This window comes from Micromonospora sp. NPDC023814, from assembly GCF_040639595.1.
Classification (GTDB): Bacteria; Actinomycetota; Actinomycetes; order Mycobacteriales; family Micromonosporaceae; genus Micromonospora.
The window spans coordinates 103,662-125,932 of sequence record NZ_JBFAAF010000016.1; the positions used below are offsets into that span (position 1 = coordinate 103,662).

The 22,271-nt window shown below is 73.8% G+C and carries 21 protein-coding genes; 7 read left to right on the forward strand and 14 right to left on the reverse strand.

Translation table 11 applies throughout. The features are described 5' to 3' along the window. Nucleotides 1-197: 197 nt before the first annotated feature. Nucleotides 198-893, reverse strand: coding sequence for a nucleotidyltransferase domain-containing protein (locus AB0G14_RS11885; protein ID WP_357696347.1), 696 nt, complete (start codon nt 891-893; stop codon nt 198-200). 78 nt (nt 894-971) lie between these two features. Between AB0G14_RS11885 and AB0G14_RS11890 the strand changes: the two genes are divergently transcribed. Next, nucleotides 972-1,886: an SDR family oxidoreductase gene (locus tag AB0G14_RS11890; protein WP_357696349.1), complete on the forward strand. Its 915-nt coding sequence runs from the start codon at nt 972-974 to the stop codon at nt 1,884-1,886. On the opposite strand, the gene AB0G14_RS11895 is transcribed toward AB0G14_RS11890, so the two are convergent. Continuing rightward, nucleotides 1,877-2,899 (reverse strand): YafY family protein, encoded by a 1,023-nt coding sequence (locus tag AB0G14_RS11895; RefSeq protein ID WP_357696351.1) that lies wholly within the window; start codon nt 2,897-2,899, stop codon nt 1,877-1,879. The genes AB0G14_RS11890 and AB0G14_RS11895 overlap by 10 nt on opposite strands. 74 nt (nt 2,900-2,973) lie before the next feature. Between AB0G14_RS11895 and AB0G14_RS11900 the strand changes: the two genes are divergently transcribed. After that, complete coding sequence (locus tag AB0G14_RS11900; RefSeq protein WP_357696353.1) at nt 2,974-3,765, forward strand: EI24 domain-containing protein; 792 nt, start codon at nt 2,974-2,976, stop codon at nt 3,763-3,765. 9 nt (nt 3,766-3,774) lie between these two features. On the opposite strand, the gene AB0G14_RS11905 is transcribed toward AB0G14_RS11900, so the two are convergent. The 8 genes from AB0G14_RS11905 to AB0G14_RS11940 form a co-directional block, all read right to left on the reverse strand. Then, nucleotides 3,775-4,671 (reverse strand): GNAT family N-acetyltransferase, encoded by an 897-nt coding sequence (locus AB0G14_RS11905; RefSeq protein ID WP_357696355.1) that lies wholly within the window; start codon nt 4,669-4,671, stop codon nt 3,775-3,777. A gap of 1 nt (nt 4,672) precedes the next feature. Next, on the reverse strand, nt 4,673-5,080 hold the full coding sequence (locus tag AB0G14_RS11910; RefSeq protein WP_357696357.1) for a RidA family protein: 408 nt from the start codon (nt 5,078-5,080) through the stop codon (nt 4,673-4,675). A 123-nt stretch (nt 5,081-5,203) separates the two neighbouring features. Further along, nucleotides 5,204-6,211: a LacI family DNA-binding transcriptional regulator gene (locus AB0G14_RS11915; protein ID WP_350706977.1), complete on the reverse strand. Its 1,008-nt coding sequence runs from the start codon at nt 6,209-6,211 to the stop codon at nt 5,204-5,206. Between the two features lie 19 nt (nt 6,212-6,230). Continuing rightward, nucleotides 6,231-7,610: a GH1 family beta-glucosidase gene (locus AB0G14_RS11920; RefSeq protein ID WP_357696359.1), complete on the reverse strand. Its 1,380-nt coding sequence runs from the start codon at nt 7,608-7,610 to the stop codon at nt 6,231-6,233. After that, complete coding sequence (locus tag AB0G14_RS11925) at nt 7,607-8,440, reverse strand: carbohydrate ABC transporter permease (protein WP_357696361.1); 834 nt, start codon at nt 8,438-8,440, stop codon at nt 7,607-7,609. Before AB0G14_RS11925 ends, AB0G14_RS11920 begins: the two co-directional genes overlap by 4 nt. Further along, nucleotides 8,437-9,447 (reverse strand): sugar ABC transporter permease, encoded by a 1,011-nt coding sequence (locus AB0G14_RS11930; protein ID WP_357696363.1) that lies wholly within the window; start codon nt 9,445-9,447, stop codon nt 8,437-8,439. The genes AB0G14_RS11925 and AB0G14_RS11930 overlap by 4 nt, the downstream gene beginning before the upstream one ends. A 75-nt stretch (nt 9,448-9,522) precedes the next feature. Continuing rightward, nucleotides 9,523-10,827 (reverse strand): extracellular solute-binding protein, encoded by a 1,305-nt coding sequence (locus AB0G14_RS11935; RefSeq protein WP_357696365.1) that lies wholly within the window; start codon nt 10,825-10,827, stop codon nt 9,523-9,525. A 302-nt stretch (nt 10,828-11,129) separates the two neighbouring features. Beyond that, nucleotides 11,130-11,891, reverse strand: coding sequence for a maleylpyruvate isomerase family mycothiol-dependent enzyme (locus AB0G14_RS11940; RefSeq protein ID WP_357696367.1), 762 nt, complete (start codon nt 11,889-11,891; stop codon nt 11,130-11,132). Nucleotides 11,892-11,961: 70 nt separating this feature from the next. Between AB0G14_RS11940 and AB0G14_RS11945 the strand changes: the two genes are divergently transcribed. Then, complete coding sequence (locus AB0G14_RS11945; RefSeq protein WP_357696369.1) at nt 11,962-13,053, forward strand: UDP-N-acetylmuramate dehydrogenase; 1,092 nt, start codon at nt 11,962-11,964, stop codon at nt 13,051-13,053. Nucleotides 13,054-13,070: 17 nt separating this feature from the next. Here the strand turns inward: AB0G14_RS11945 and AB0G14_RS11950 are convergent, their stop codons facing one another. Both AB0G14_RS11950 and AB0G14_RS11955 read right to left on the reverse strand, forming a co-directional pair. Beyond that, nucleotides 13,071-13,868 carry a class I SAM-dependent methyltransferase gene (locus tag AB0G14_RS11950; protein WP_357696371.1) on the reverse strand — a complete coding sequence of 266 codons (798 nt, stop codon included), beginning with the start codon at nt 13,866-13,868 and terminating at the stop codon, nt 13,071-13,073. A 19-nt stretch (nt 13,869-13,887) separates the two neighbouring features. Continuing rightward, on the reverse strand, nt 13,888-14,652 hold the full coding sequence (locus AB0G14_RS11955; protein WP_357696373.1) for an SDR family NAD(P)-dependent oxidoreductase: 765 nt from the start codon (nt 14,650-14,652) through the stop codon (nt 13,888-13,890). A 182-nt stretch (nt 14,653-14,834) separates the two neighbouring features. Between AB0G14_RS11955 and mshA the strand changes: the two genes are divergently transcribed. The 3 genes from mshA to AB0G14_RS11970 all read left to right on the forward strand — a co-directional run bounded on the left by mshA (nt 14,835) and on the right by AB0G14_RS11970 (nt 17,933). Continuing rightward, complete coding sequence (gene mshA, locus AB0G14_RS11960) at nt 14,835-16,190, forward strand: D-inositol-3-phosphate glycosyltransferase (RefSeq protein ID WP_357696375.1); 1,356 nt, start codon at nt 14,835-14,837, stop codon at nt 16,188-16,190. 77 nt (nt 16,191-16,267) lie between these two features. Continuing rightward, entirely contained in the window at nt 16,268-16,867 is a 600-nt protein-coding gene (locus tag AB0G14_RS11965; RefSeq protein ID WP_357696377.1) for a YbjN domain-containing protein, read from the forward strand. A 190-nt stretch (nt 16,868-17,057) separates the two neighbouring features. Then, nucleotides 17,058-17,933, forward strand: a complete 876-nt coding sequence (locus AB0G14_RS11970) for a hypothetical protein (protein ID WP_357696397.1) — start codon at nt 17,058-17,060, stop codon at nt 17,931-17,933. 447 nt (nt 17,934-18,380) lie between these two features. On the opposite strand, the gene AB0G14_RS11975 is transcribed toward AB0G14_RS11970, so the two are convergent. Then, nucleotides 18,381-19,706 carry an MFS transporter gene (locus tag AB0G14_RS11975; RefSeq protein WP_357696379.1) on the reverse strand — a complete coding sequence of 442 codons (1,326 nt, stop codon included), beginning with the start codon at nt 19,704-19,706 and terminating at the stop codon, nt 18,381-18,383. A gap of 125 nt (nt 19,707-19,831) precedes the next feature. Beyond that, nucleotides 19,832-21,214 (reverse strand): MFS transporter, encoded by a 1,383-nt coding sequence (locus tag AB0G14_RS11980; protein ID WP_357696381.1) that lies wholly within the window; start codon nt 21,212-21,214, stop codon nt 19,832-19,834. A gap of 150 nt (nt 21,215-21,364) precedes the next feature. Between AB0G14_RS11980 and AB0G14_RS11985 the strand changes: the two genes are divergently transcribed. Continuing rightward, complete coding sequence (locus AB0G14_RS11985) at nt 21,365-22,132, forward strand: phosphoglyceromutase (protein WP_357696383.1); 768 nt, start codon at nt 21,365-21,367, stop codon at nt 22,130-22,132. Nucleotides 22,133-22,271: the final 139 nt, after the last annotated feature.

The following is a 22,271-nucleotide window of genomic DNA, read 5'->3' on the forward strand; positions in this document are numbered from 1 at the left end:
GGCAGCCCCGGCGGCGCGTCCGGCCCGTCGGTCCGCCGCCTCGAAACGGTCCCATGGACGGGGCAGCTCGACAGCGCGGCGTGGACAATGCCCCGCCGCCCGCCGCCCGCCGCCCGCCGCCCGCCGCCCGCCGCCCGCCGCCCGCCGCCCGCCGCCCGCCGCCGGATCCCTCGGAACCGGGGGAGTGAGGGCGCGGCTCAGGGCGCGGTCAGCTCGGGCGGCAGGTGGGCGGCGCGGACGTCGAGCAGCCAGCGTTCCACGGTGGCCTCGTCGGGGCGGTCCGGCAGCGGGGAGCGGGCGCGGTCGAAGTCGCGTTCCGTCTCGGCGAGCAGCGTGCGCGCCTCCTCCAGTTCGCCGTCGGCCACCCGATCGCCGAATGCCCGGAACCACCCGGGGTCGGCGAGCCGGATCTCCAGCACGCCGGTCGTGTAGAGCAGCCGGCCCTGGTGCACCAGCCGGGCCAGATGCCGGGCGTGCTTGGCGGTCCGCCGCCGCGTGTCGGCCGAGAACGTGCCGTCGCCCCGGGACTCCAGCTTGCGGAACTGCTGGCCGGCGTAGCCGAGGTAGGCGTCGCGGACGCGGGGCGCGCTGAGGAACGCCGACCGGATGGCGATCAACCGGTCACCGAACTCCGTCCGGGTCTCGTAGCAGTCGTCCGGCAGCCAGGCCAGCTCGGTGGCGGTCGGGTTGCCGCTCAACGCGAGCCGGCACCACTTCGCGGCCTCGTGCAGGGTCGTGTCGGGGTTGGTGGTCACCACGGACTCGCGGGGCGGGTGCAGGCCGTGGAACGCGACGGTGGGCGCGGCGAAGACGCCGATCCGGTCGACGTCGGAGCCTGGCCCGGCCAGCCCGTACGCGACCGAGCCGACGATGCCGGAGAGCAGCAGGTGCATGCCGCCGAGCATGACGCACGGACCCGGGTGCGGAAAACCGGACTTCCGCTGTCAGGTATCGCTGACAGGCTGGCGGGCATGACGACACCGCTGACAGGGAAGATCGCGCTCGTCGCCGGGGCGACACGGGGCGCCGGCCGGCAGATCGCGGTCCAGTTGGGCGCGGCCGGCGCCACCGTCTACGCCACCGGCCGCAGCACCCGGGCCGGCCGCTCCGAGATGGACCGGCCGGAGACCATCGAGGAGACCGCCGAGCTGGTCACGGCGGCCGGCGGCACCGGCATCGCCGTCCGGGTCGACCACCTCGTCCCCGAGCAGGTGCGCGACCTGGTCGCCCGGATCGACGCCGAGCAGGGCCGGCTCGACGTGCTGGTGAACGACATCTGGGGCGGCGACCCGCTGATCACCTGGGAGAAACCGGTCTGGGAGCAGCCGCTGGACGCGGGTTTCCGCACCCTGCGGCTGGCGGTCGACACGCACATCATCACCAGCCACTTCGCCCTGCCGCTGCTGGTCCGCCGCCCCGGCGGCCTGGTGGTGGAGGTCGGCGACGGCACCAGGGAGTACAACGACGCCAACTACCGGCTCTCGGTCTTCTACGACCTCGCGAAGGTCTCCGTGAACCGGCTCGCGGCGAGTTGGGCGCACGAGGTGGGGCCGCACGGGTGCACGGCCGTCGCGCTGACCCCGGGCTGGCTCCGGTCGGAGGCGATGCTGGAGCTCTTCGGGGTCACCGAGGAGAACTGGCGGGACGCCCTGGACAAGCAGCCGCACTTCGCCATCTCGGAGTCGCCGGCGTTCGTCGGGCGCGCGGTGGCCGCCCTGGCCGCCGACGAGGACCGGGCCCGCTGGAACGGTCGGTCAGTGTCCAGCGGCGAGCTGGCCAAGGTGTACGGCTTCACCGACCTCGACGGCAGCCGCCCGGACGCCTGGCGGTACCTGGTCGAGGTGCAGGACCCCGGCCGGCCGGCCGACGTCACCGGCTACCGCTGACCGTCGGTGTCGGTCCGCGCCGTCCCGGCCGAGGCCACGTCCCGCGTCGCGTAGAGCGTGGCGGCGCGGGACGTGGCCTCGGCCAGTCGCGCCCGCAGCCCCGGCGGGTCGAGTACCTCGACCTCCGGCCCCAACCCCAGCAACTGGCTGTACGCCACGTCGACGGACTCGACGGGCAGCCGGGTCGTCACCCAGCCCTGCCCGTCGGGACCGTCGGCGGCGGCGACCGCCTCGTCGTACGCGAAGGGAGCGTCGGCCAGGTGCCGGAGCTGGCGCAGGCCGGCGGGGCTCAGCCGGACGGTGACCCGGTCCCGCAGCATGCCCCGGAGGAACGCCTCGGCCTGCTCCCGCCAGTACCGGGCCAGGTCGAAGCCCCCGTCCCGGTCGAACGTCTCCCCGCTCACCGCGACGCCGGTCACCCGGTCCACCCGGTACGTGCGCACGTCGTCGCCGACCCGGCCGACCAGGTACCAGACGCCGCTCTTGAGCACCAGGCCGTAGGGGGACAGCTCCCGGGTGACCTCGCGGTCCCCGCGCCGGTAGCGCAGCTCGACCACCCGGTCCCGCCAGACCGCCCCGGCCAGCTCGGTCAGCCACGGCGGCGGCCCCACCTCCCGGAACCAGCCCGGCACGTCCAGGTGGAACCGCTGCCCGGTGCGGGCCGGCGCGTCGCGCAGCGCGGGCGGCAGCGCGGCCAGCACCTTCAACTCGGCCGAGGCCACCGCGTCGGCGAGCCCCATGTCGCCGGCCGGCCCGCGCAGTCCGGCCAGGAAGAGCGCCTCCGCTTCGTCCCGGGTCAGCCCGGTCAACCGGGTCCGGTAGCCGCCGAGCAACCGGTAGCCGCCGGTTCGCCCCCGGTCGGAGTAGACCGGCACCCCGGCGGCCGAGAGCGCCAGCACGTCCCGGTAGACGGTCCGCTCGGACACCTCCAACTCCCGCGCCAGCTCGGCCGCGGTCATCGTCTCCCGCGCCTGGAGCAGCAACACCAACGAGATCAACCGGGCCGCCCGCACCCGTCCATCCTGCCCCGGTGCCGTACGGCCGCTGTCGGGGCGTCGGCCGGCGGCGACCACTAGGCTCTGCGGTCGTGAACGCACCCCGTATCGCCGCGCCCGTGACCGGCGCCGTCGGCCGGTTCTTCACCGGCGTGGGCCTGCTCCTGCGCGGCCTCGGCCTCTACGTCCGCAGCCCCGGGCTGATGCTGCTCGGCATCGTGCCGGCGCTGATCTCCGGTGCGATCTTCGTGGCCGCGTTCGCCACCCTGGCGTACTTCGTCGACGACCTGGCCGCGCTGGTCACGCCGTTCGCCGACGACTGGTCGGCCACCTGGCGCAACCTGGTCCGGGTGGTCGCCGGGCTGGCCTTCCTCGGCATCGGCGGCCTGCTCGCGGTGGTCAGCTTCACTGCGGTCACCCTGGTCATCGGCGACCCGTTCTACGAGAAGATCTCCGAACGGGTCGAGGAGCGCCTCGGCGGCACGCCCGGCGCGGTCGACGTGCCGTTCTGGCCGTCGCTGCGGCGCAGCCTCGCCGACTCGGTACGGCTGGTCGGCCTGTCGGTGCTGTTCGGCATCCCGCTCTTCGCCGCCGGGTTCGTCCCGGTGGTCGGCCAGACCGTGGTGCCGGTGATCGGCGCGGCGGTCGGCGGCTGGCTGCTCGCCGTGGAACTGGTCGGCGCCCCCTTCTACCGGCGCGGGATGCGGTTGCCGGAGCGCCGGTCGATCCTCAAGGCGGACCGGCCGACCACGCTCGGCTTCGGGGTGGCGGTCTTCGTCTGCTTCCTGATCCCGCTCGGCGCGGTGCTGGTCATGCCGGCCGCCGTCGCCGGGGCGACCCTGCTGGCCCGCCGCTCGCTCGGCCAGCCCATCACGGCGGGCTGACCGGGACCGTCAGGAAAGCTCACGCAGGCAGGACCAGCTCGATCCGACCGGGCGGTAGCCGAGCCGGACGTTGACCGCCAGCATCGGCGCGTTCGCCTCGTCGTTCGAGGTGTAGGCGACGCGTACCCCGGTGGCGGCGGCGCGGTACAGCGCCGCCGTCTTGGCCAGGCGGGCGAGCCCGCGCCCCCGGTGCGCCGGCAGCGTGCCGGTGTAGTCCGACCACATCCGGTCGCCGTCCCGCTTGACGAGGCTGAACGCCACCACCTCGCCGTCGGCCTCGGCCGCCGTGCTGGCCGCGCGGTCCAGGCCCAGGTTGTCCCAGACCTCGGAGCGCCAGCTCTCGTAGCTGATCGAGTCGGCCGGCACGTCCCCCGGCTCGTCGGCCGCCGCCGCCGTCTCGGCCAGGTAGACCCGACGCGGGTCCACGTCGGTCAGCGGGAGCAGCCGTACGCCCGGAGGCGGCTCCGGCATCGGCGGGGCCGGTCGCAGGTCGAGTGCCGAGTAACGCAGCTCCCGGCTCGGCGTGAACCCGTGCCGGCGGGCGAACGGCAGCGACTCCGGCAGCGCCCAGGTACGCACCCGGCGCGCCCCGATGTCCCGCAGGTGCCCCAGCGCGGCGGTCAGCAGCGCGGTGCCGCCGCCCCGGCCCCGGTGCTCCGGGTGCACGTGCAGGGTGGGGACCTCCCCGACGTCGGGCTCCGAGGTCCGGTCGTTGCGGTACGCCGACGCCCAGCCGACCACCGTGTCGTCCACCTCGACGACGTACGCCGTCCAGTCCTCGCCGGGCGGGGGCTGGGCGATCATGCGCCGGGTCGAGTCGACGCCGCGCACCAGGTAGGGGTGCACGAGCGCGCGCAGCGCCACCACGGCCGGCGCGTCGTCGGGGCGGGCGGTCCGGACCCGCACGTCAGGCCCCTTCGCGGACGGCGGCGACGGCCTCGACCTCGACGAGCTGGTCGGTGTAGCCGAGCACGGCCACCCCGAGCAGGGTGCTGGGCGGCTCGTGGTCGCCGAACGCGTCCCGGACCACCTCCCACACAGCCACCAGGTCGGCCTGCCGGGACGACGCCACGTAGACGGTGGTCTTGACGACGTCGGTGAGCCGGGCTCCGGCCGCCGCGAGGGCGGTCTCCAGGTTGGCCATCACCTGCCGGGCCTGGCCGACGGGGTCGCCGGGCGCCACGGTCCGCCCCTCGGCGTCGAGCGGACAGGCGCCGGCGGTGAAGACGAGCCGGGCCGGCGGCTCGACCGTGGCCGCGTACGCGTACTCGGCGACGTCGGAGAGGGCAGGTACGCGGATCAGGTTCGCGGTCACACGCGCGACGCTACCGGCGCCCGTATTGCGCCTCTACGGATTAATCCGGCACCGGACGGGTGCGGCGTTAGGAAGGGGCCCTTCCTATACAGAAGGCGTTAACAAGGTGCCCTTCCTTACACGTCAGGCCGACTCGCGGACCACCAGCTCGGTGGGGAGCACCACGGCCCGCTCGATCGCCTCCCCGGCGGCCAGCCGCAGCAGCAGCCGGGTCATCCGCCGGCCGAGTTCCACGATCGGCTGGCGGACGGTGGTCAGCGGGGGCTCGGTGTACGCGGCCGTCTCGATGTCGTCGAAGCCGATCACCGCCACGTCGTCCGGCACCCGCCGCCCCGCCTCGCGCAGCGCCCGCAGGGCGGCGTGCGCCATCAGGTCGGAGGCGGCGAAGACCGCGTCCAGGTCGGGGTGCTCGGCGAGGAGCTGCCGCATCGCCGTCGTCCCGGATTCGCGGGTGAAGTCGCCGGTCGCCACCAGCTCCGGCAGCCCGGCCTCGGCGACCGTGTTCCGGTAGCCGGTGAGCCGCTCGATGCCGGCCACCATGTCCTGCGGGCCGGCGATGGTGGCGATCCGCCGGCGACCGCCCGCGATCAGGTGCCGGACCGCCGTGGTCACCCCGCCGACGTGGTCGACGTCGACGTACGGCACGTCGGCGCCGTCGAGCGGGCGACCGCTGCACACCACCGGGATGCCCAGCCGGGCGAGCCGGCCGGGCAGTGGGTCCTCGCCGTGCAGCGAGGCGAAGAGCACCCCGTCCACGTGTCGCCCGGTGGTGTAGCGCTCCACCCGGTCGTGCCCGGCCGGCGAGCCGGCCAGCATCAGCACGAGCTGCTTGTCGGCGGCCTCCAACTCCTGGGCGGCACCCCGGATGATGCCCGGGAACACCTGGTCGTCGGAGAAGACCCGGGTGGCGGCCTCCGGCAGCACCAGGGCGACCGAGTCGGTCCGTTGGGTGACCAGGCTGCGGGCGGCCAGGTTCGGCACGTACCCCAGCTCGGCCACCGCCCGGCGGACCGCCTCCTGGATCGGCTCGGCGACGGTCGTGGAGCCGTTCACCACCCGGGAGACGGTCGCCCGCGACACCCCCGCCCGCCGGGCCACCGCCTCCAGTGTCGGCCGCTGCGCCGTCGTCATCCCCGTTACCACCGCCTCGTCACAGCCCGTTCCGGGAGATCACCTCCTGGTACCACCGGGCGCTGGACTTCGGTGTGCGGCGCTGGGTCAGGTAGTCGACGTGGATGATCCCGAACCGTCGGCGGTAACCCTCGGCCCACTCGAAGTTGTCCAACAACGACCATACGAGATAGCCCCGCAGGTCCACCCCTCGGGAGATCGCCTCGTGCGCGGCGCGCAGGTGCCCGTCGAGGTAGGCGATCCGGTCGGCGTCGACCACCTGCCCGGCACCGTCGGGGGCGCCGGTGCCGGCCTTGTCGGGAAACGCGGCGCCGTTCTCGGTGATCAGCAGCGGCACGCCGGGGTAGTCGGTGGCGAGCCGCTCCAGCAGCCGGGTCAGCCCCGCCGGCTCGATCATCCAGCCCATGTCGGTCAGCGGGCCGACGGGCGGGAGGAACTCCACCGCGCCCTCGGTGCCCGGGTACGCGCTGCCGCCCGCGCCGGCCGGCCGGCCGGCGACGTAGGTGGGCGCGTAGTAGTTGACCCCGAGCAGGTCGATCGGGGCGGCGATCAGCTTCTCGTCGCCGTCCCGGACGAACGTCGGCTCGACGATCCGGGCCACGTGCTCCAGCACGTCCTCCGGGTAGGCCGCGCGCAGCAGCGGGTCGAGGAAGATCCGGTTGTGCAGGCCGTCGACCAGGCGGACGGCCGCCGCGTCGGCGGCGCTGTCGGCGTCGGCCGGGCGCACGTCGGCCGGGTTGACGGTGATCCCGACGGTCTCCGCGCCGGCCGTGCGCAGCGCGCGGGCCGCCAGCCCGTGCCCGAGCAGCAGGTGGTGTACGGCGGTGAAGGCCGCGCCCGGGTCCCGCTCGCCGGGGGCGTGCACCCCGTTGCCGTAGCCCAGGTACGCCGAGCACCACGGTTCGTTGAGCGTGGTCCAGGTGCGCACCCGGTCGCCGAGCCGGGCGTGCACGGCGGTGGCGTACGTGGCGAAGTGCTCGGCGGTCTCCCGGTTGGTCCAGCCGCCCCGGTCCTGGAGGTTCTGCGGCAGGTCCCAGTGGTAGAGCGTCACGATCGGGTCGATGCCCCGGTCCAGCAGCGAGTCCGTGAGCCGGTCGTAGAAGTCCAGGCCGCGCGGGTTGACCGGGCCGGTGCCGTCGGGCTGGATCCGCGGCCAGGCCACCGAGAAGCGGTACGCCTTCAGCCCCAGCTCCGCCATCAGCGCCACGTCGTCGGCGTACCGGTGATAGTGGTCGCAGGCGACGTCGCCGGTGTGCCCGTGGTGGACCTTGCCCGGCGTACGGCTGAAGGTGTCCCAGATCGACGGGCCGCGACCGTCGTCGGTGGCCGCGCCCTCGATCTGGTACGCGGCGGTCGCCGCGCCCCAGACGAAGTTCTCGGGGAATCGCAGAGTGCTCACGCCTTGATAGCACCTTCCATGATGCCGCCGATGATCTGGCGGCCGAACAGGACGAAGACCAGGAGCAGCGGAAGGGTGGCGATGGCCGTCCCCGTGAACACCTGGGACATGTCGGTGTAGTACCCGTCGGAGAGGGTGCGCAACGCCAGCTGCACGGTCGGGTTCTCCGGATCGTTGAGGACGGCGTACGGCCAGAGGAAGTCGTTCCAGGTGGTCATGAAGGTGAGCAGCCCGAGCACGGCGGCGGCCGGGCGCAGCGCCGGCAGCACCACGTTCCAGTAGATCCGCGCGGTGCCGCAGCCGTCCATCCGGGCCGCCTCGATCAGCTCGTCGCTGACGGCCTGGCCGGCGTACTGCCGCATCATGAACACCCCGAAGCCGGTGACCAGGGCCGGCACGATCACCGCCGGCAGCCGGTCGTTCCAGTTCAGCCTGGTCATCAGCAGGTAGAGCGGGATGACGCCGAGCTGGGTGGGCACCATCATCGTCGCGATGATCACCATGAGCAGCGCGTTGCGGCCCCGGAACCGCAGCTTGGCGAAGGCGAACCCGGCCAGCGTGGAGAAGAAGACCACCGAGACGGTGACCGTGGTCGCCACGATCGCCGAGTTGACCAGGCCGGTGACGAAGTACGCGTCGGTGTTGCCGAGCAGGCGGGAGACGTTCGCGCCGAGGTTGCCGCCGGGGGTGACCGGGGGCGGGAGCTGGCCCATCGCGTCGTTGGAGCGGCTCGCCACCACGAACATCCAGTAGATCGGGAAGATCGACAGAACCCCGGCGGCGATCAGCGCGGCGTAGGTGAGCCGGCTGGCGGCCCAGAGGCGGGTCATCGGGATCCTTCCTTCGGCCTCGCGTCCACCTTCGGGGGCCGCGAGGCACCGAGCCGGCGCAGGAGCAGCACGTTGACCGCCGCGACGACCGCGATCAGCGCGAAGAGCAGCCACGCCACCGCCGAGCCGTACCCGAAGTTGTAGTGGGGCGCGAAGGCGTTCTCGAACATGTACATGGTCACGGTCTGCGACTCCCGCAGCGGTCCGCCGCGGATCGGGTTGGTCCCGGAGTGGAAGAGCCGGGGCTCGGTGAAGAGCTGGAGCCCGCCGATGGTGGAGATGATGACGGTGAAGATGATCGTCGGCTTGAGCAGCGGCACGGTGATCGACCAGAACTGCCGGACCCGGCCGGCGCCGTCGATGGCGGCCGACTCGTACAGGTCGCGCGGGATGGCCTGCATCGCGGCCAGGAAGATCAGCGCGTTGTAGCCGGTCCACCGCCAGTCGACCATCGCCGAGATGGCCACCCAGGACGCGAACCGGTTGGACTTCCACTCGACGGCGTCGATCCCGACCAGGTCGAGTAGCCAGTTGACCATGCCGAACTCGCGGCCGAAGAGCACCCCGAAGACGATCGCGACGGCGGCGGTCGAGGTGATGTTGGGGATCAGCACCGCCATCCGGAACGTCGTCCGGGCCCGCAGCCGCCGGTTGAGCAGGTTGGCCAGCCAGAGCGCGGCCAGTAGCTGCGGGACGGTGGAGATGACGAAGATGCCGAGGGTGTTGACGACCGCGTGCCAGAAGTCGGTGTCCGCCAGTAGGCGGCTGTAGTTGTCGAGGCCGACGAACGGGTGGTCGCTGCCGAGCAGGTCCCAGTCGTGCAGCGAGACCCAGAACGTGTAGGCCAGCGGGTACACCCCGAACACCGCGAAGAGCACGAAGAACGGGGCGACGAAGAGGTAGGGCGAGAACTTCGTGTCGAGGCGGCTGAGCCGCATCCCCGGCGTACGCCGGCCGGTGCGGGGCGCCGGTGCGACCGGCGGGCGCGCGCCGAGCTGGACGGCCATGCCCGGATCACTCCTTTCACGGTGCGGGCGGGATCGGCGCCCCCGGCGCCCACCCGCCCGCACGTCCGGTTCGGGCTACTTGGCGGCGGCCTTCTTCGCGTTGTTCACCGCGTCCGTCCAGCCCTGCTCGGGGCTGCGCTGACCGAGTTCGACCGTGCGGACGGCGTTCTCGACCTCGGTGCGGACGGCCTGGTTCTTCGGCCCCATGTAGACCGGCTTGAGGGTCTTGGCGCCCGCGCCGAAGATCTGCCCCACCGGTGCGTCCGAGAAGTACGCGTTCCTGGCGTCGACGATCGCCGGGTCGGCCAGCGCCTGCGGCGAGGAGGGCAGCGGCCCCTTGGCCTTGAACGCTCCGATCTGGCCCTTGGCGCTGGTCAGGAACTTCGCCAGCTCGATCGCCTCGGCGCGGTGCTTGCTCTGGGCGGGCACGGCGAGCCACGACCCGCCCCAGTTGCCGCCGTCGCCGGGCACCCGGGCGATGTCCCACTTGCCCTTGGCCTCGGCCCCCGCGTTGCCCTCGATGACGCCGGTCATCCAGGCCGGGCAGGCGATGGTGGCGAACTTGGCCTGCTTGAAGGCCGAGACCCACTCCTCGGACCAGGACCCGTACCTCCCGGACAGCCCGGAGTCGACGATGTCCATCGTGGTGTCCCAGGCCTGCCGGACGGCCGGGTTGCTGTCCACCACCAGGTTGTCGGCGGTGTCGTAGTAGTGGTAGCCCTGCGCGTTGCCCGCCGTCTGGAGCACGATGGTGTTGAAGATGTTGGTCGCGGCGTCCAGGAACGCCGCGCCGGTGTTCTTCGCCTTGAACTGCTCGCCGACCCTGATGTAGTCCTGCCAGGCCGGCCAGAGCTTGGACACCTCGTCGCGCTCGGTGGGCAGGCCGGCCTTGGCGAACAGGTCCTTGCGGTAGCACATCGCCATGCCGCCGACGTCGGTGCCCAGGCCGATCAGCTTGCCGTCCTGGGTCATCCCGCCCTTCCACTTCCACTCCAGGAAGTTGCCCTGGAGTTTGGCCCCGCCGTGGTCGAGCAGGTTGACGAAGTTGTCGGGGTTGGCCTTGTACTCGACCATCAACCCCTCTTCGATGGCGACGACGTCGCCCGCGCCCTTGCCGGCGGCGAGCCACTGGGTCAGCTTCGGCGAGTAGTCGTCGAGGTTGGTGCCGGTGCCCCGCTCGACGATCTTCACGCCGGGGTGGCTGGCCATGTACTCCTGGTAGAGCTCCTCGTAGCCGAACTGGCTGAACACGTCGACCGTCAGCGTGATCTGGCCGTCGTCGGCGGGTTCGTCGCCGCCGGCGCAGCCGGCGGTGGCGAACAGCGCGGTGGCGGCGACGAGAGCCACCGCCGCCAGGCGGCGGCGCGGAAAGACACCCATTTCTGTCGGACCCCTCTCAGGTCGTCTGAGGTGGTGAGGCAGGTGGTGGAACGGAGCTGAGAGAGCGCTCTCACGACAGGGTGGTGCCTGGTGGGGGCGGTGTCAAGAGAGCGCTCTCAATACCGTGCGGAGACCGCCGTCGCCGGGCCGGCCACGGACCGGGCGGCCGAGGCGGAGCTGACCGCCGACCGGAGCCGGCGAGGGCTGCGTCCGCCAGTGGCCGCCCCCGGGACGGGGGCGGCCACTGGCGGACGTGCGGCGGGACCGCGCGGAGCCCTCGGGGCCCGGCTCCGCGGCGAAGGTCAGCCGACGCGCAGACCCTCGAGCAGGGCGGGGTCGCCGGCCACGTCGAGCGTGTCGAAGCTGACCCGGCCCCAGAGCGCGAGCAGCAGGTCGCTTGCCGTGCCGCTGACCTGCGCCCGGGCGTGGTGGTCGTCGTGGTCGAAGATGGTGGCGGTGTCCAGCAGGGCCACCCCCTCGCCGCGCAGCCGGAGGAACCACTGCTGGGCGGCGTCGACCGCGGAGAGCTGCACCACCCCGTGCCACTGGCCGGCGGTGCGGCGCCGGCCGGCGGGCAGCCAGGTGTCCAGCACCTCGCTCACCCCGTCGGCGGCGAGCTTGGCCTCGACCGGCTCACCGGCGGCGATCGCCAGCTGGGCGTCCCAGCGGTGCACCGCGGTCTCGTGCGCCATCCGGCGCGGCCAGAAGCCCGCCTTCTTCGGCTGGGGGGCCCAGTTCCAGGCCGGGGCCTCCGGGTCGAGGGCGTCGAAGAGGGTCATCAGCCGGTCGTACTCCTGCTGCCAGAGCCGGAGCGGGGCGACGCCGGCCTCCGGCTCGATCCGCTCGGGCCGGCCCGGCGGCCGGGTGGCCGCGCCGGCGCCCGCGAACGAGTGCACCCAGCGGTAGATGGCGGCGAGGTGCAGGGTCAGGTCGGCGACGGTCCAGCCGGGACAGGACAGCACCGGGGTCTCCGGTGGCGCCTCCGCCACGGCCGCGGCGAACGCCGGGCCCTCCGCCCGGAGCGCACCGATCCAGAAGTCCTTCGTGCCGTGCAGTCTGCTCATCGCCATCCTCCCGGGGGTGACCGGGCCACCAGTGGGCGCCGCGGCTACCCCTCAGCCTAGGGTGAAAGGCGTGTCTGACGTCTACGCCCAGCCGACAACCGGCACCGAACCCGCCGCCACGTGCGAACTGGCGCGATACACCACATTGCGCCTGGGCGGACCGGCCGGACGCGTCGTGGCCGGCACCGACGCGGACGAGATCGTCCGGGCGGTGCGGGAGGCGGGCGAACGGGACGAGCCGGTCCTGGTCCTCGCCGGCGGCAGCAACGTGGTGATCGGCGACGCCGGCTTCCCCGGCACCGTGGTCCTGGTCCGCTCCCGGGGCCTGCGGGTGGTCGACGAGGACGCCGCGACGGTCACCGTACGCGTCGAGGCCGGCGAGCCCTGGGACGACCTGGTCGCCGCCACCGTGGCCAACGGCTGGTCCGGTCTGGAGTGCCTCTCCGGCATCCCCGGCTCGACCGGCGCCACCCCGATCCAGAACGTCGGCGCGTACGGGCAGGAGGTCGCCGAGACCATCACCGGCGTGCGGGTCCACGACCGGGTCGACGGGACGGTCGGGCGGATCCCCGCCGCCGACTGCGGCTTCGCCTACCGCTCCAGCATCTTCAAGTACAGCGACCGCTGGGTGGTGCTGTCGGTCGACTTCCGGCTGGCCCGCTCGCCGCTGTCCGGCCCGGTGCGCTACGCCGAACTGGCCCGGGCGCTCGGCGTGGAGGTGGGGGACCGGGTGCCGCTGGCCGACGCCCGGGCCACGGTGCTGCGGCTGCGCGCCGGCAAGGGCATGGTGCTCGACGCGACCGACCCGGACACCCGGTCGGTCGGCTCGTTCTTCACCAACCCGGTGCTGGACCGCGCGGCGTACGAGCTGCTGCGCGAGCGCGCCGCCGACCTGGGCGAGCCGCCGTCGTGGCCCTGCCCGGGGGACATGGTGAAGATCAGCGCGGCCTGGCTGATCGACAAGGCCGGCTTCGGCAAGGGCCACCCGGGCCCGGAGGGCACCGCCATCTCCGGCAAGCACACCCTCGCCCTGACCAACCGCGGCGGCACCGCCAGCACCGCCGCCCTGGTCGAGCTGGCCCGGGAGATCCGCGACGGCGTCCACCGCCGCTTCGGCGTCACCCTCCACCCCGAACCCGTCCTCGTCAACTGCGCCATCTGACCCCGCCCCCGCCCCCGTCAGGTGGGGGAGACGGCGGGCCAGGGGAGGGTGAGCTCGCCGTGGCGCCAGCGGCGGGGGCCGTCGAGGATCGGCCAGCCCGACCCGCGTACGGCGGACACCGCGTGGAGCCAGCGCTGGCGGGGGCCGAACGGGGCGTAGCCGGCGGCGGCGTGCCAGGCGTCGGCGAGCGCCCCGATCAGGTCGTGGATCCGCTCGCCGGGGACGTTGCGGTGGATGAGCGCCTTGGGTAGCCGTTCGGCCAGTTCCGCCGGGGTGCCCAGGGTGGTGAGCTTCGCGGCCAGGGTGAGCGTCCGGGGACCGTCCGCGTCGAGCAGCACCCAGCCGCCGAGCCGGCCCAGCTCGTCGCAGGTGCCCTCCACCAGCAGCCCGCCCGGGGCCAGCGCGGCGGTCATCGTCCGCCAGGCGCCGGCCACCTCGCGCTCGTCGTACTGGCGCAGGACGTTGAACGCGCGGACCAGGGCGGGACGCAGCCCGGCCAGCTCGAACCCGCCCCGGGCGAACGCCAGCCGGGGCGGGTCGGCGGCGGGCTGGGCGGCGGCCACGCGTACGGGATCGATCTCCAGCCCGACCACCCGCACGTCGGCACGGACCCCGGCGGCGAGCCGGGCGCGCAGCTCGACGGCGGTGACCGGGGTGGCGCCGTAGCCGAGGTCCACCACCAGCGGGTCGGCGGCGTCGCGCAGCGCCTCCCCGCAGGTCTCGACGATCCAGTTGTCCACCCGGCGGAGCCGGTTGGGGTTGGTCGTCCCCCGGGTCACCACACCGAGCGGCCGGTGCCGTGCCGTGCCCGCCATCGTCGACCGCCGGTCCGGCTCAGCCGACCCGGTGCACCTTGTGCTGGGCGGCCTGCGCCAGCGGGCGCACCACGAGGCGGTCGACGTTGACGTGCTGCGGGCGGGTCGCGCACCAGGCGACGCAGTCGGCGACGTCGTCGGCCACCAGCGGCTCGGCGACCCCGGCGTAGACCGCCGCCGCCTTCTCGGCGTCCCCGCCGAAGCGCACCAGCCCGAACTCGTCGGTCTTCACCATGCCGGGGTCGATCTCCACCACCCGGACCGGGCGGCCGCACAACTCCAGGCGCAGGGTGCCGGCGACGGCCGTCTGCGCGTGCTTGGCGGCGGTGTAGCCGCCACCGCCCTCGTACACGGTGAAGCCGGCGGTCGAGGAGACGATCACGATGGTGCCGGCCCCGGACGCCTCCAGCGCGGGCAGCAACGCCTGGGTGACGCGCAGCGTGCCGAGCACGTTGACGTCGTACATCCACTGCCAGTCGCCGACCGACCCGGACTCGACCGGGTCCAGGCCGCGCGCGCCGCCGGCGTTGTTGACCAGCAGGGTGACCGGCCCCGGCGCAGCGGCCGCGGTCTCGGCGAGCCCGGCCACCGACTCGTCGGAGGTGACGTCGCAGGACACGGCGGTGGCCGCGCCCCCCGCTGCCTCGATCTCCGCGATCAGGGCGGCCAGCCGGTCGGTACGCCGCGCGGCGGCGAGCACGTGGAAGCCCTCGGCGGCGAGCCGGCGGGCGGTGGCCGCGCCGATCCCGCTGGACGCTCCGGTGACGACGGCGACAGAGGTCATCCGGCCATTCTCACCCGGCCGGCCGCGCCGGGCGCCCTCGGCGCGGTGATGAGGTCCGTCACGCCCGGGGGTCGCCCCCGCGCATCACGTGGGCGGGATCGGGAAGATGACATCCGGCGAGGACGTTGTCCGAAAAGCGCCGGGCGTGCGGGACGGCATAAACCGTGACAGAGGGAGCGGACGTGGCGGAAGTGCACACCGGTGTGGGTCGTCAGCGCGGTGCGCGTCCGTGGCCCCGCCCCCGGCGGATCGCCACGCTCTCGGTGCACACCTCGCCCCTGCACCAGCCGGGCACCGGCGACGCGGGCGGCATGAACGTCTACATCCTGGAGGTCGCGCGGCGGCTCGCCGAGGCGGACGTCGAGGTGGAGATCTTCACCCGGGCGACCTCCGGCGACCTGCCTCCGGTCGTCGAGACGGCCCCCGGCGTGCACGTCCGGCACGTCACCGCCGGCCCGCTCGAAGGGCTCACGAAGGAGGAGCTGCCGGGTCAGCTCTGCGCCTTCACCGCCGGCGTGCTGCGCGCCGAGGCGTCCCGCCCACCGGGCCACTACGACCTGATCCACTCCCACTACTGGCTCTCGGGCCAGGTCGGCTGGCTGGCCAAGGAGCGCTGGGGCGTGCCGCTGGTGCACACCGCGCACACCCTGGCGAAGGTCAAGAACGCCCAGCTCGCCGCCGGGGACCGGCCGGAACCCAAGGCCCGCGTCATCGGCGAGGAGCAGGTGGTCGCCGAGGCCGACCGGCTCGTCGCGAACACCGCGGTCGAGGCCCGGGACCTGATCGACCGGTACGACGCGGACCCGGCCCAGGTGGCAATCGTCGAGCCCGGCGTGGACCTGGACCGGTTCCGCCCCGCCCCCGAGGGGCACAAGCGCGCCGCCCGCCGCCGGCTCGGGTTGCCCGCCACCGGGTACGTGGTGGCCTTCGTCGGCCGCATCCAGCCGCTGAAGGCCCCGGACGTGCTCGTCCGTGCCGTGGCCGCGCTGCGTGAGCGCGACCCGGCGCTCGCCGACGAGGTGACCGTGGTGATCTGCGGCGGCCCCAGCGGCAGCGGCCTGGACCGGCCGACCGCCCTGATGGAGCTGGCCGCCTCGCTCGGCGTCGCCGACCGGGTGCGGTTCCTGCCGCCGCAGACGGGCGACGACCTGCCCGCCCTGTACCGGGCGGCCGACCTGGTGGCGGTGCCGTCGTACAACGAGTCCTTCGGGCTGGTGGCGCTGGAGGCCCAGGCATGCGGCACGCCGGTGGTGGCCGCCGCCGTCGGCGGGCTGGTGACCGCGGTCCGGGACCAGGTCAGCGGCCTGCTCGTCGACGGCCACGACCCGGTCGACTGGGCCCGTACGCTCGGCCGCCTGCTGCCCGACCGGCGGCGCCGGGCCGAGCTGTCCCGGGGCGCGGCCCGGCACGCCCGCGCGTTCTCCTGGCAGCGGACGGCCTCGGGGCTGCTCGCCGTCTACGGCGAGGCGATCGCCGACCACCGGGCCCGGCTCGCCTCCGAGCTGGCCGGCGACGCGGCGATGTCCTGCTCCTGGTGACGGGCCCGGTCGCCGGTGGCGGCGGGCCGTCCGCCGCCACCCCCGTGCCGGGGCGTGGGCGGCCGTAGAGTGGGCCGATGAGCGCGAAGGACGATCTGGCGGCCCTGATCGAGGCGGTCTGCGACGAGCGGGAGCTGGCCTGGGAGTCGACCGGCCCGGGCTCGTACGCGGTCACGCTGCCGGGCACCCACAAGCTGAAGACGGTCTGCAACCTGATCGTCGGTGAGCACGCGCTGCGGGTCGAGGCGTTCGTGATGCGCCAACCGGACGAGCGCCGCGAGGAGCTGTGGGCCTGGCTGTTGCAGCGCAACGCCCGGATGTACGCGGTGTCCTTCTCCGTCGACGCGGTCGGCGACGTCTACCTGACCGGCCGGGTCAACCCGGCGGGGATCGACGCCGACGAGCTGGACCGGCTGCTCGGCGCGGTGCTGACGTACGCCGACGAGTCCTTCGACACGATGCTGGAGATCGGCTTCGGCAGCTCGATCCGCCGGGAGTGGGAGTGGCGGGTCAAGCGGGGTGAATCCACCGCGAACCTCGCGGCGTTCGCGCACCTCTTCGAGCCGTCCCCGGCCGCCGCCGGCCCCGCTGGCGACGCGGGCTCCGCGGGGGCCGCCGGCACCGGGGGCGGCGCTCCCGGTGCGGGTGCCCCGGCGGGAGGTTCGGACCGGTCCTGACGGGTATGCCGCACCGCGCGGTGCGGCACTGGGACCCGCCGCGCGCCGAGGACCAACTGTCGAGGAGCGTGAGCATCCCATGGCTCAGCGGAACAGCTCAGGTCGCGGCGGGACTGCGACCAGGACGAAACGGCAGGCGGGCAACCAGACCCCGAACACGCCGGGGATCTCCGAGTCCGACATCTCGCGGATGAAGGTGGACGAGATCCGGGGCCAGTTGCGCCGGCGCGGGGTCTCCGGGATCTCCGCGCTGCGCAAGCCGGAACTGGTGAAGACGCTGGCGCGGACCCTACGTGCGGAGCGCCCGGCGGGCGGCGCCGCCCGCCGCGGCACCGGCCCCGCCGGCCGCGCGACGGGGACGAAGGCATCGGCCGGCCGGGCCGCCGCCACGAAGAAGGCGGCTGCCGGACGGGCCGCGGGCAAGGCCGCCCCGAGCCGGGCGAAGGCCGCGAACAAGACCGCCCCGGCGAAGAAGGCTCCGGCCCGGAAGGCCGCCGCGAAGGCGGCCCCCGCCAAGAAGACGGCCCCTGCCAAGAGGGCGGCGGCGGCGAAGAAGACCGCGCCCGCGAAGAAGATCGCGCCAGCCCGGAAGACCACCACGGCGGCGGCCCGGAAGACCACGGCGGCGAGGACGTCCGCGCCGGCGTCGTCGCGGGCCGGCGTGGCGCGCGGCGGTACGGCGACGAAGGCGACCCCGGTCCGGACCGGCCGAGCCTCCTCGCGGTCGGTGCGTTCCTCGCAGGTGATCACCTCGACCGCCGACCGGCCCGAGCGCCCCGGCCGCAGTCTGGTCACCGCGGACCACGACGTGATCCGGCGCTGGGCGCAGGAGCGCGGCGCGAAGCCGGCGACGATCGCGGGTACCGAGCGGGAGGGCCGGGCCGGCGTGCTCACGTTCAACATCCCCGGCTACCGGGAGAGCAGCCGGATCCGCGAGATCACCTGGGACGAGTGGTTCCGCACCTTCGACGATCGCAAGCTGAACCTGATCTACCAGGAGCAGCTCCGCGACGGCCGGCCCAGCAACTTCTTCCGTACGGAATCCCCAGATCGTGAGGACGCCTGACGTGTTTGGGGGAATGGCCGACGGGTATCCGCTGTTTGCCACGACGGAGGACCGAGGCAGCGACATCCGGGTGGGACACCGGGTGCTGTGACCGGCGAGACAGCCGACCCAGCTTGAATCGGGAATCCGGGCGAACTAACTTTATTGCACCGCGCCACGCTCGGAAACGTTCGGGGGAGCGGCGGATCGATCAGATCCGTGCACCGAGCGAGGCGCAGGGGACGGGTGGAACAACACCGTTGGGGGACGGTGGCCACCTGTTTGGACCGGCGGCGCGAGCGGGCGACGCCTACGGGGGTGGGTATCGCCCGCCGCCGCCGGTCATACCGTGCGAGCGCCCATCACGACCACGCGTCGTGATGGGCGCTCTGCTTTTCCCGGGGCCCGTCCGCCTCTCGCCAGGTGCGCGGCGATGCCGGCCTTCCTGACCGCGGCCGGCCGTAGGGATCAGCGCACCGGTGCGGGAGCCCGGGCGGGGGTCGCGGGCCGGAGGTGGGCCTGGGTGTGGGCGGCGCGGAGGGCGGCCACCCGGCGGTCGCGGGACGGACCCGTCAGCAGGTGACAGCCGGCCGCGAGCAGCCCCAGCCCGCCGACGACGAGCCAGTGCCCGTCCCCGAGGTACTGCAGGCTCACCCCGCCCAGCGTGGGCGCCACGAACGACGCCGCCGGGAACGCCAGGTAGAACACCGACTGGTAGCGGGCGCGCAGCTCGGGCGGGGCGAGGTCGGCGTTGATCTGGGCGTTCGGCGGGGCGGCGAGCATCTGGCCGACCGTCCAGACCACCGCCGCGGCCAGGTACACCGCCAGGTCGTCGGCGACGGCGAGGACGGCGAAGCCGGCCGCCAGCAGCACGGTCGACACGGCCAGGACGTGGTGCTTGCGGTGCCGCTCGATCAGCCTCGGCACGAAGAGCTGCCCCACCACGATCAGCACCCCGCCGAGCGCGACCACCGCCCCGTACGCCGATGGGCGCAGCCCGTCCGTCCGCATCGCCAGCGGCATGATCGTCGAGGTCTGCATGGTCAGCACGGCCAGCACGAAGGTCAGGCCCACGAAGGTGAGGAAGGTGCGGTCCGTCAGGGCCGTGTGCAGCCCGGGCGCGCGGGGACGCCCCCGCCGCCGTGCCGCCCGCTCCCGGTGTCCCGCCGCCGCTGCGGCACCTGCCGCCCGGCCGACCCGCACCCGCGCAAGCGTTTCCGGGACCTTCCAGGCGATCACCAGGGCCGCGACCAGGGTGGCGGCGGCGTCGACCAGGAAGAGCGCGAGGAAGCTGGCCTCGGCGAGCAGGCCGGCCAGCAGCGAGGCCACCGCCATGCCGAGGTTGAACGCCCAGAACTGGAGGTTGAACGCGCGGGCGCGACGCCGATCGGGCACCACGTCGACGATCGCCGCGACGAAGGCGGGGCTGGGCATCGAGTGCGCCAACCCGACCAGGGCGGCGAGCACGGCGATCACCACCAGGTGCCGGCTGAAGGCCAGCGCGACCATGAGCCCGGCGGTGACCAGGTGGGCGGCGAGCAGGGTGGCCCGGCGTCCCCACCGGTCTGCCAGCACCCCGCCGAGCAGCACGCCGCCCGCCCCGCCCAGCCCGTACGCCCCGACCACCGTGCCCGCCAGCGCCGCGCTCGCGCCGCGCGCATCGGTCAGGTAGAGCGACAGGAAGAGCATCGCGAAGGCACCGGCCCGGTTGATCAGCAGGCCGGCCCAGAGGTACCAGAAGGTGGCGGGGAGGCCGCCCGCGGTGTCGTCCAGCCAACGACGCAGGGCCCGCACCCGTCCCTCCAGACAGTTGTGTTTGTTAACGGTTCAGGCTCGACCGTAGGAAGCCCGGGTCCGGCGCGCCAGCGTGTCGCTGATCACCGCACGCCGGTCGGGCCGGCCCGGAGTGGGCGCCCGACTCACCGCACGCCGCTCGACTCGGCCGACCGTCGCGGGTCGGCAGGCGGGCCGGCGTCCGCGCCGGGCACCAGCGGCTCGGCGGGCGCGGTGGCCGCCGCCTCGGCCGCCTCCGGCGCGGGCGGTCGGACCGCCACCACCGGCACGACGGTCCCGGTGGCCCCGCGCAGGGCGACGGCCCGCCGCTCCCGGGCCGGGCCGGAGACCAGGTGGGCGATCGCCATCAGCCCGCCGATCAACGCGCAGCCGAGCCAGAGCTCGCCGTTGCCGGCCTGCTCACGGACCAGGCCGCCGAGGACCGGCGCGACGGCGCCGGCGACCTGCCAGGAGAGTGAGAACACGCCCTGGTAGCGGCCGCGCAGCTCGGCGGGGGAGAGCTCGGCGATCAGGGTGGCGTTGGACGGCGAGTTGAGCATCTCGCCGACGGTCCAGATCAGCACGGTCAGGCCGTAGAACCAGGCCGCGTCCGCGAACGCGGTGAGACCGAACCCGACGCCCATCACCACGGAGGCGAGGGCGAGCACGTGCGACCGGCTCCGGCCCTTGATCAGCCGGGGTACGAAGAGCTGGCCGACCACGATCAGCACCCCGTTGAGCGCGATCACCGAGCCGTACGTGGCGGGGCTCAGGCCCGAGTCGCCCATCGCGATCGGCAGCATCGAGATGTGCTGGAGGAAGACCAGCGCGCCGAACAGGTTGAGCGCCACGAAGCCCAGGTAGACGCGGTCGGCCAGGATGGTGCGCAGCGCCCCGGCCGGCGCCCCGGGGCCCTTGTGGCGGGCGCCGACGACGGGGGCCCGCCGGGTCTCGCCGACCTTGGCGAAGATGATCAGCGCGGTGATCACGGTGGTGGTCGCGTCGACCACGAAGAGCAGCAGGTAGCCGGCCTCGGCGGCGAGGCCGGCGAGGACCGCGGCGCAGGCGAAGCCGAGGTTGATCGCCCAGTAGTTCAGCGAGAAGGCGCGCAGCCGGTCCTTCTCCGGCACCACGTCGATCATCATCGCCCCGAACGCCGGGCGGGCGGCCTCGGCGAACATGCCGAGCAGCAGCGCGCCGAGCGCCACCGCCCAGAGTTCCCGGGCGAAGCCGAGGGCGAGCATCATGGTGGCCGCGCCGAGGTGCGCGGTGAGCAGGGTCGGCCGGCGGCCCCAGCGGTCGGTCAGGGTGCCGCCGACGGTGGTGCCGACCGCGCCGCCGACACCCCACAGGCCGATCACGAGGCCCGCCTGCGACGCGGAGAAGTCGCGCTCCTGGGTCAGGTAGATGGCGAGGAAGACCAGGACGAACGAGCCGAGCCGGTTGATCAGCGTGCCGGCCCAGAGGTACCAGAAGGTGACCGGCAGGCCACCGGTCGTGTCCCGGAACCAACCCCGCATCGTCCGCACGTCGGCGCCCCCGCTCGCGTAATGACCGTCCTGATTGTCGCGCCTTACAACCTAGTGTGGGGCCAGTTTCCCGGTCATCGCCTTTCCACGTGGTGGTCGTCACGACCACTGCCCGCGTGTCCCCGCGCCGGGTGCGGCAGGATGATCCGCATGACTGCGAGCGAGGGGCCCACCGTCGGGACGCTGGTCCTGCTGCGGCACGGCGAGAGCGACTGGAACGCCAAGAATCTCTTCACCGGCTGGGTCGACGTCGACCTGACCGAGAAGGGCGAGAACGAGGCGCGCCGCGGCGGCGAGCTGCTGCGCGAGCACAGCCTGCTGCCGGACGTGGTGCACACCAGCGTGATGCGCCGCGCGATCCGCACCGCCGAGCTGGCGCTCAACGCGGCCGACCGGCACTGGATCGCCGTGCGGCGGTCGTGGCGGCTCAACGAGCGGCACTACGGCGCACTGCAGGGCAAGAACAAGAAGCAGACCCTGGAGGAGTACGGCGAGGAGCAGTTCATGCTCTGGCGCCGCTCGTACGACACGCCGCCGCCGCCGATCGCGGACGACGACGAGTTCTCGCAGGTGGGCGACCCGCGCTACGCGCTGCTGCCCAGCGAGCTGATGCCGCGCACCGAGTGCCTCAAGGACGTCGTCGAGCGGATGCTGCCCTACTGGTACGACTCGATCGTGCCGGACGTCCTGGCCGGGCGGACGGTGCTGGTGGCCGCGCACGGCAACTCGCTGCGTGCCCTGGTCAAGCACCTGGACCAGATCTCCGACGAGGCGATCGCCAAGCTCAACATCCCGACCGGGATCCCGCTGCGCTACGACCTCGACCCGCACCTGCGCCCGCTGACGCTGGGCGGCACCTACCTCGACCCGACCGCCGCCAAGGCGGCCGCCGCCGCCGTGGCCAACCAGGGCCGCTGACCCACGTGCTGTTGTAAGGAAGGGCCCCTTGTTAACGCATAGCGGGCGGTTTCAAGGGGTCGTTGCAACGCGTTGGCTAGTCGGTGACGGCTAGGAGCTTAGCGAGGCGCTCGGCTGGGGTATCCCAGCCGAGCGTTTT

Excerpts from the sequence above, each read along its gene's own strand:
- AB0G14_RS11885 (WP_357696347.1), bottom strand. The coding sequence starts at position 893 with ATGCACCTGCTGCTCTCCGGCATCGTCGGCTCGGTCGCGTACGGGCTG.
- AB0G14_RS11890 (WP_357696349.1), top strand. The coding sequence starts at position 972 with ATGACGACACCGCTGACAGGGAAGATCGCGCTCGTCGCCGGGGCGACA.
- AB0G14_RS11915 (WP_350706977.1), bottom strand. The coding sequence starts at position 6,211 with ATGACGACGGCGCAGCGGCCGACACTGGAGGCGGTGGCCCGGCGGGCG.
- AB0G14_RS11925 (WP_357696361.1), bottom strand. The coding sequence starts at position 8,440 with ATGACCCGCCTCTGGGCCGCCAGCCGGCTCACCTACGCCGCGCTGATC.
- AB0G14_RS11930 (WP_357696363.1), bottom strand. The coding sequence starts at position 9,447 with ATGGCCGTCCAGCTCGGCGCGCGCCCGCCGGTCGCACCGGCGCCCCGC.
- AB0G14_RS11935 (WP_357696365.1), bottom strand. The coding sequence starts at position 10,827 with ATGGGTGTCTTTCCGCGCCGCCGCCTGGCGGCGGTGGCTCTCGTCGCC.
- AB0G14_RS11940 (WP_357696367.1), bottom strand. The coding sequence starts at position 11,891 with ATGAGCAGACTGCACGGCACGAAGGACTTCTGGATCGGTGCGCTCCGG.
- AB0G14_RS11950 (WP_357696371.1), bottom strand. The coding sequence starts at position 13,868 with ATGGCGGGCACGGCACGGCACCGGCCGCTCGGTGTGGTGACCCGGGGG.
- AB0G14_RS11955 (WP_357696373.1), bottom strand. The coding sequence starts at position 14,652 with ATGACCTCTGTCGCCGTCGTCACCGGAGCGTCCAGCGGGATCGGCGCG.
- AB0G14_RS11965 (WP_357696377.1), top strand. The coding sequence starts at position 16,268 with ATGAGCGCGAAGGACGATCTGGCGGCCCTGATCGAGGCGGTCTGCGAC.
- AB0G14_RS11970 (WP_357696397.1), top strand. The coding sequence starts at position 17,058 with ATGAAGGTGGACGAGATCCGGGGCCAGTTGCGCCGGCGCGGGGTCTCC.
- AB0G14_RS11985 (WP_357696383.1), top strand. The coding sequence starts at position 21,365 with ATGACTGCGAGCGAGGGGCCCACCGTCGGGACGCTGGTCCTGCTGCGG.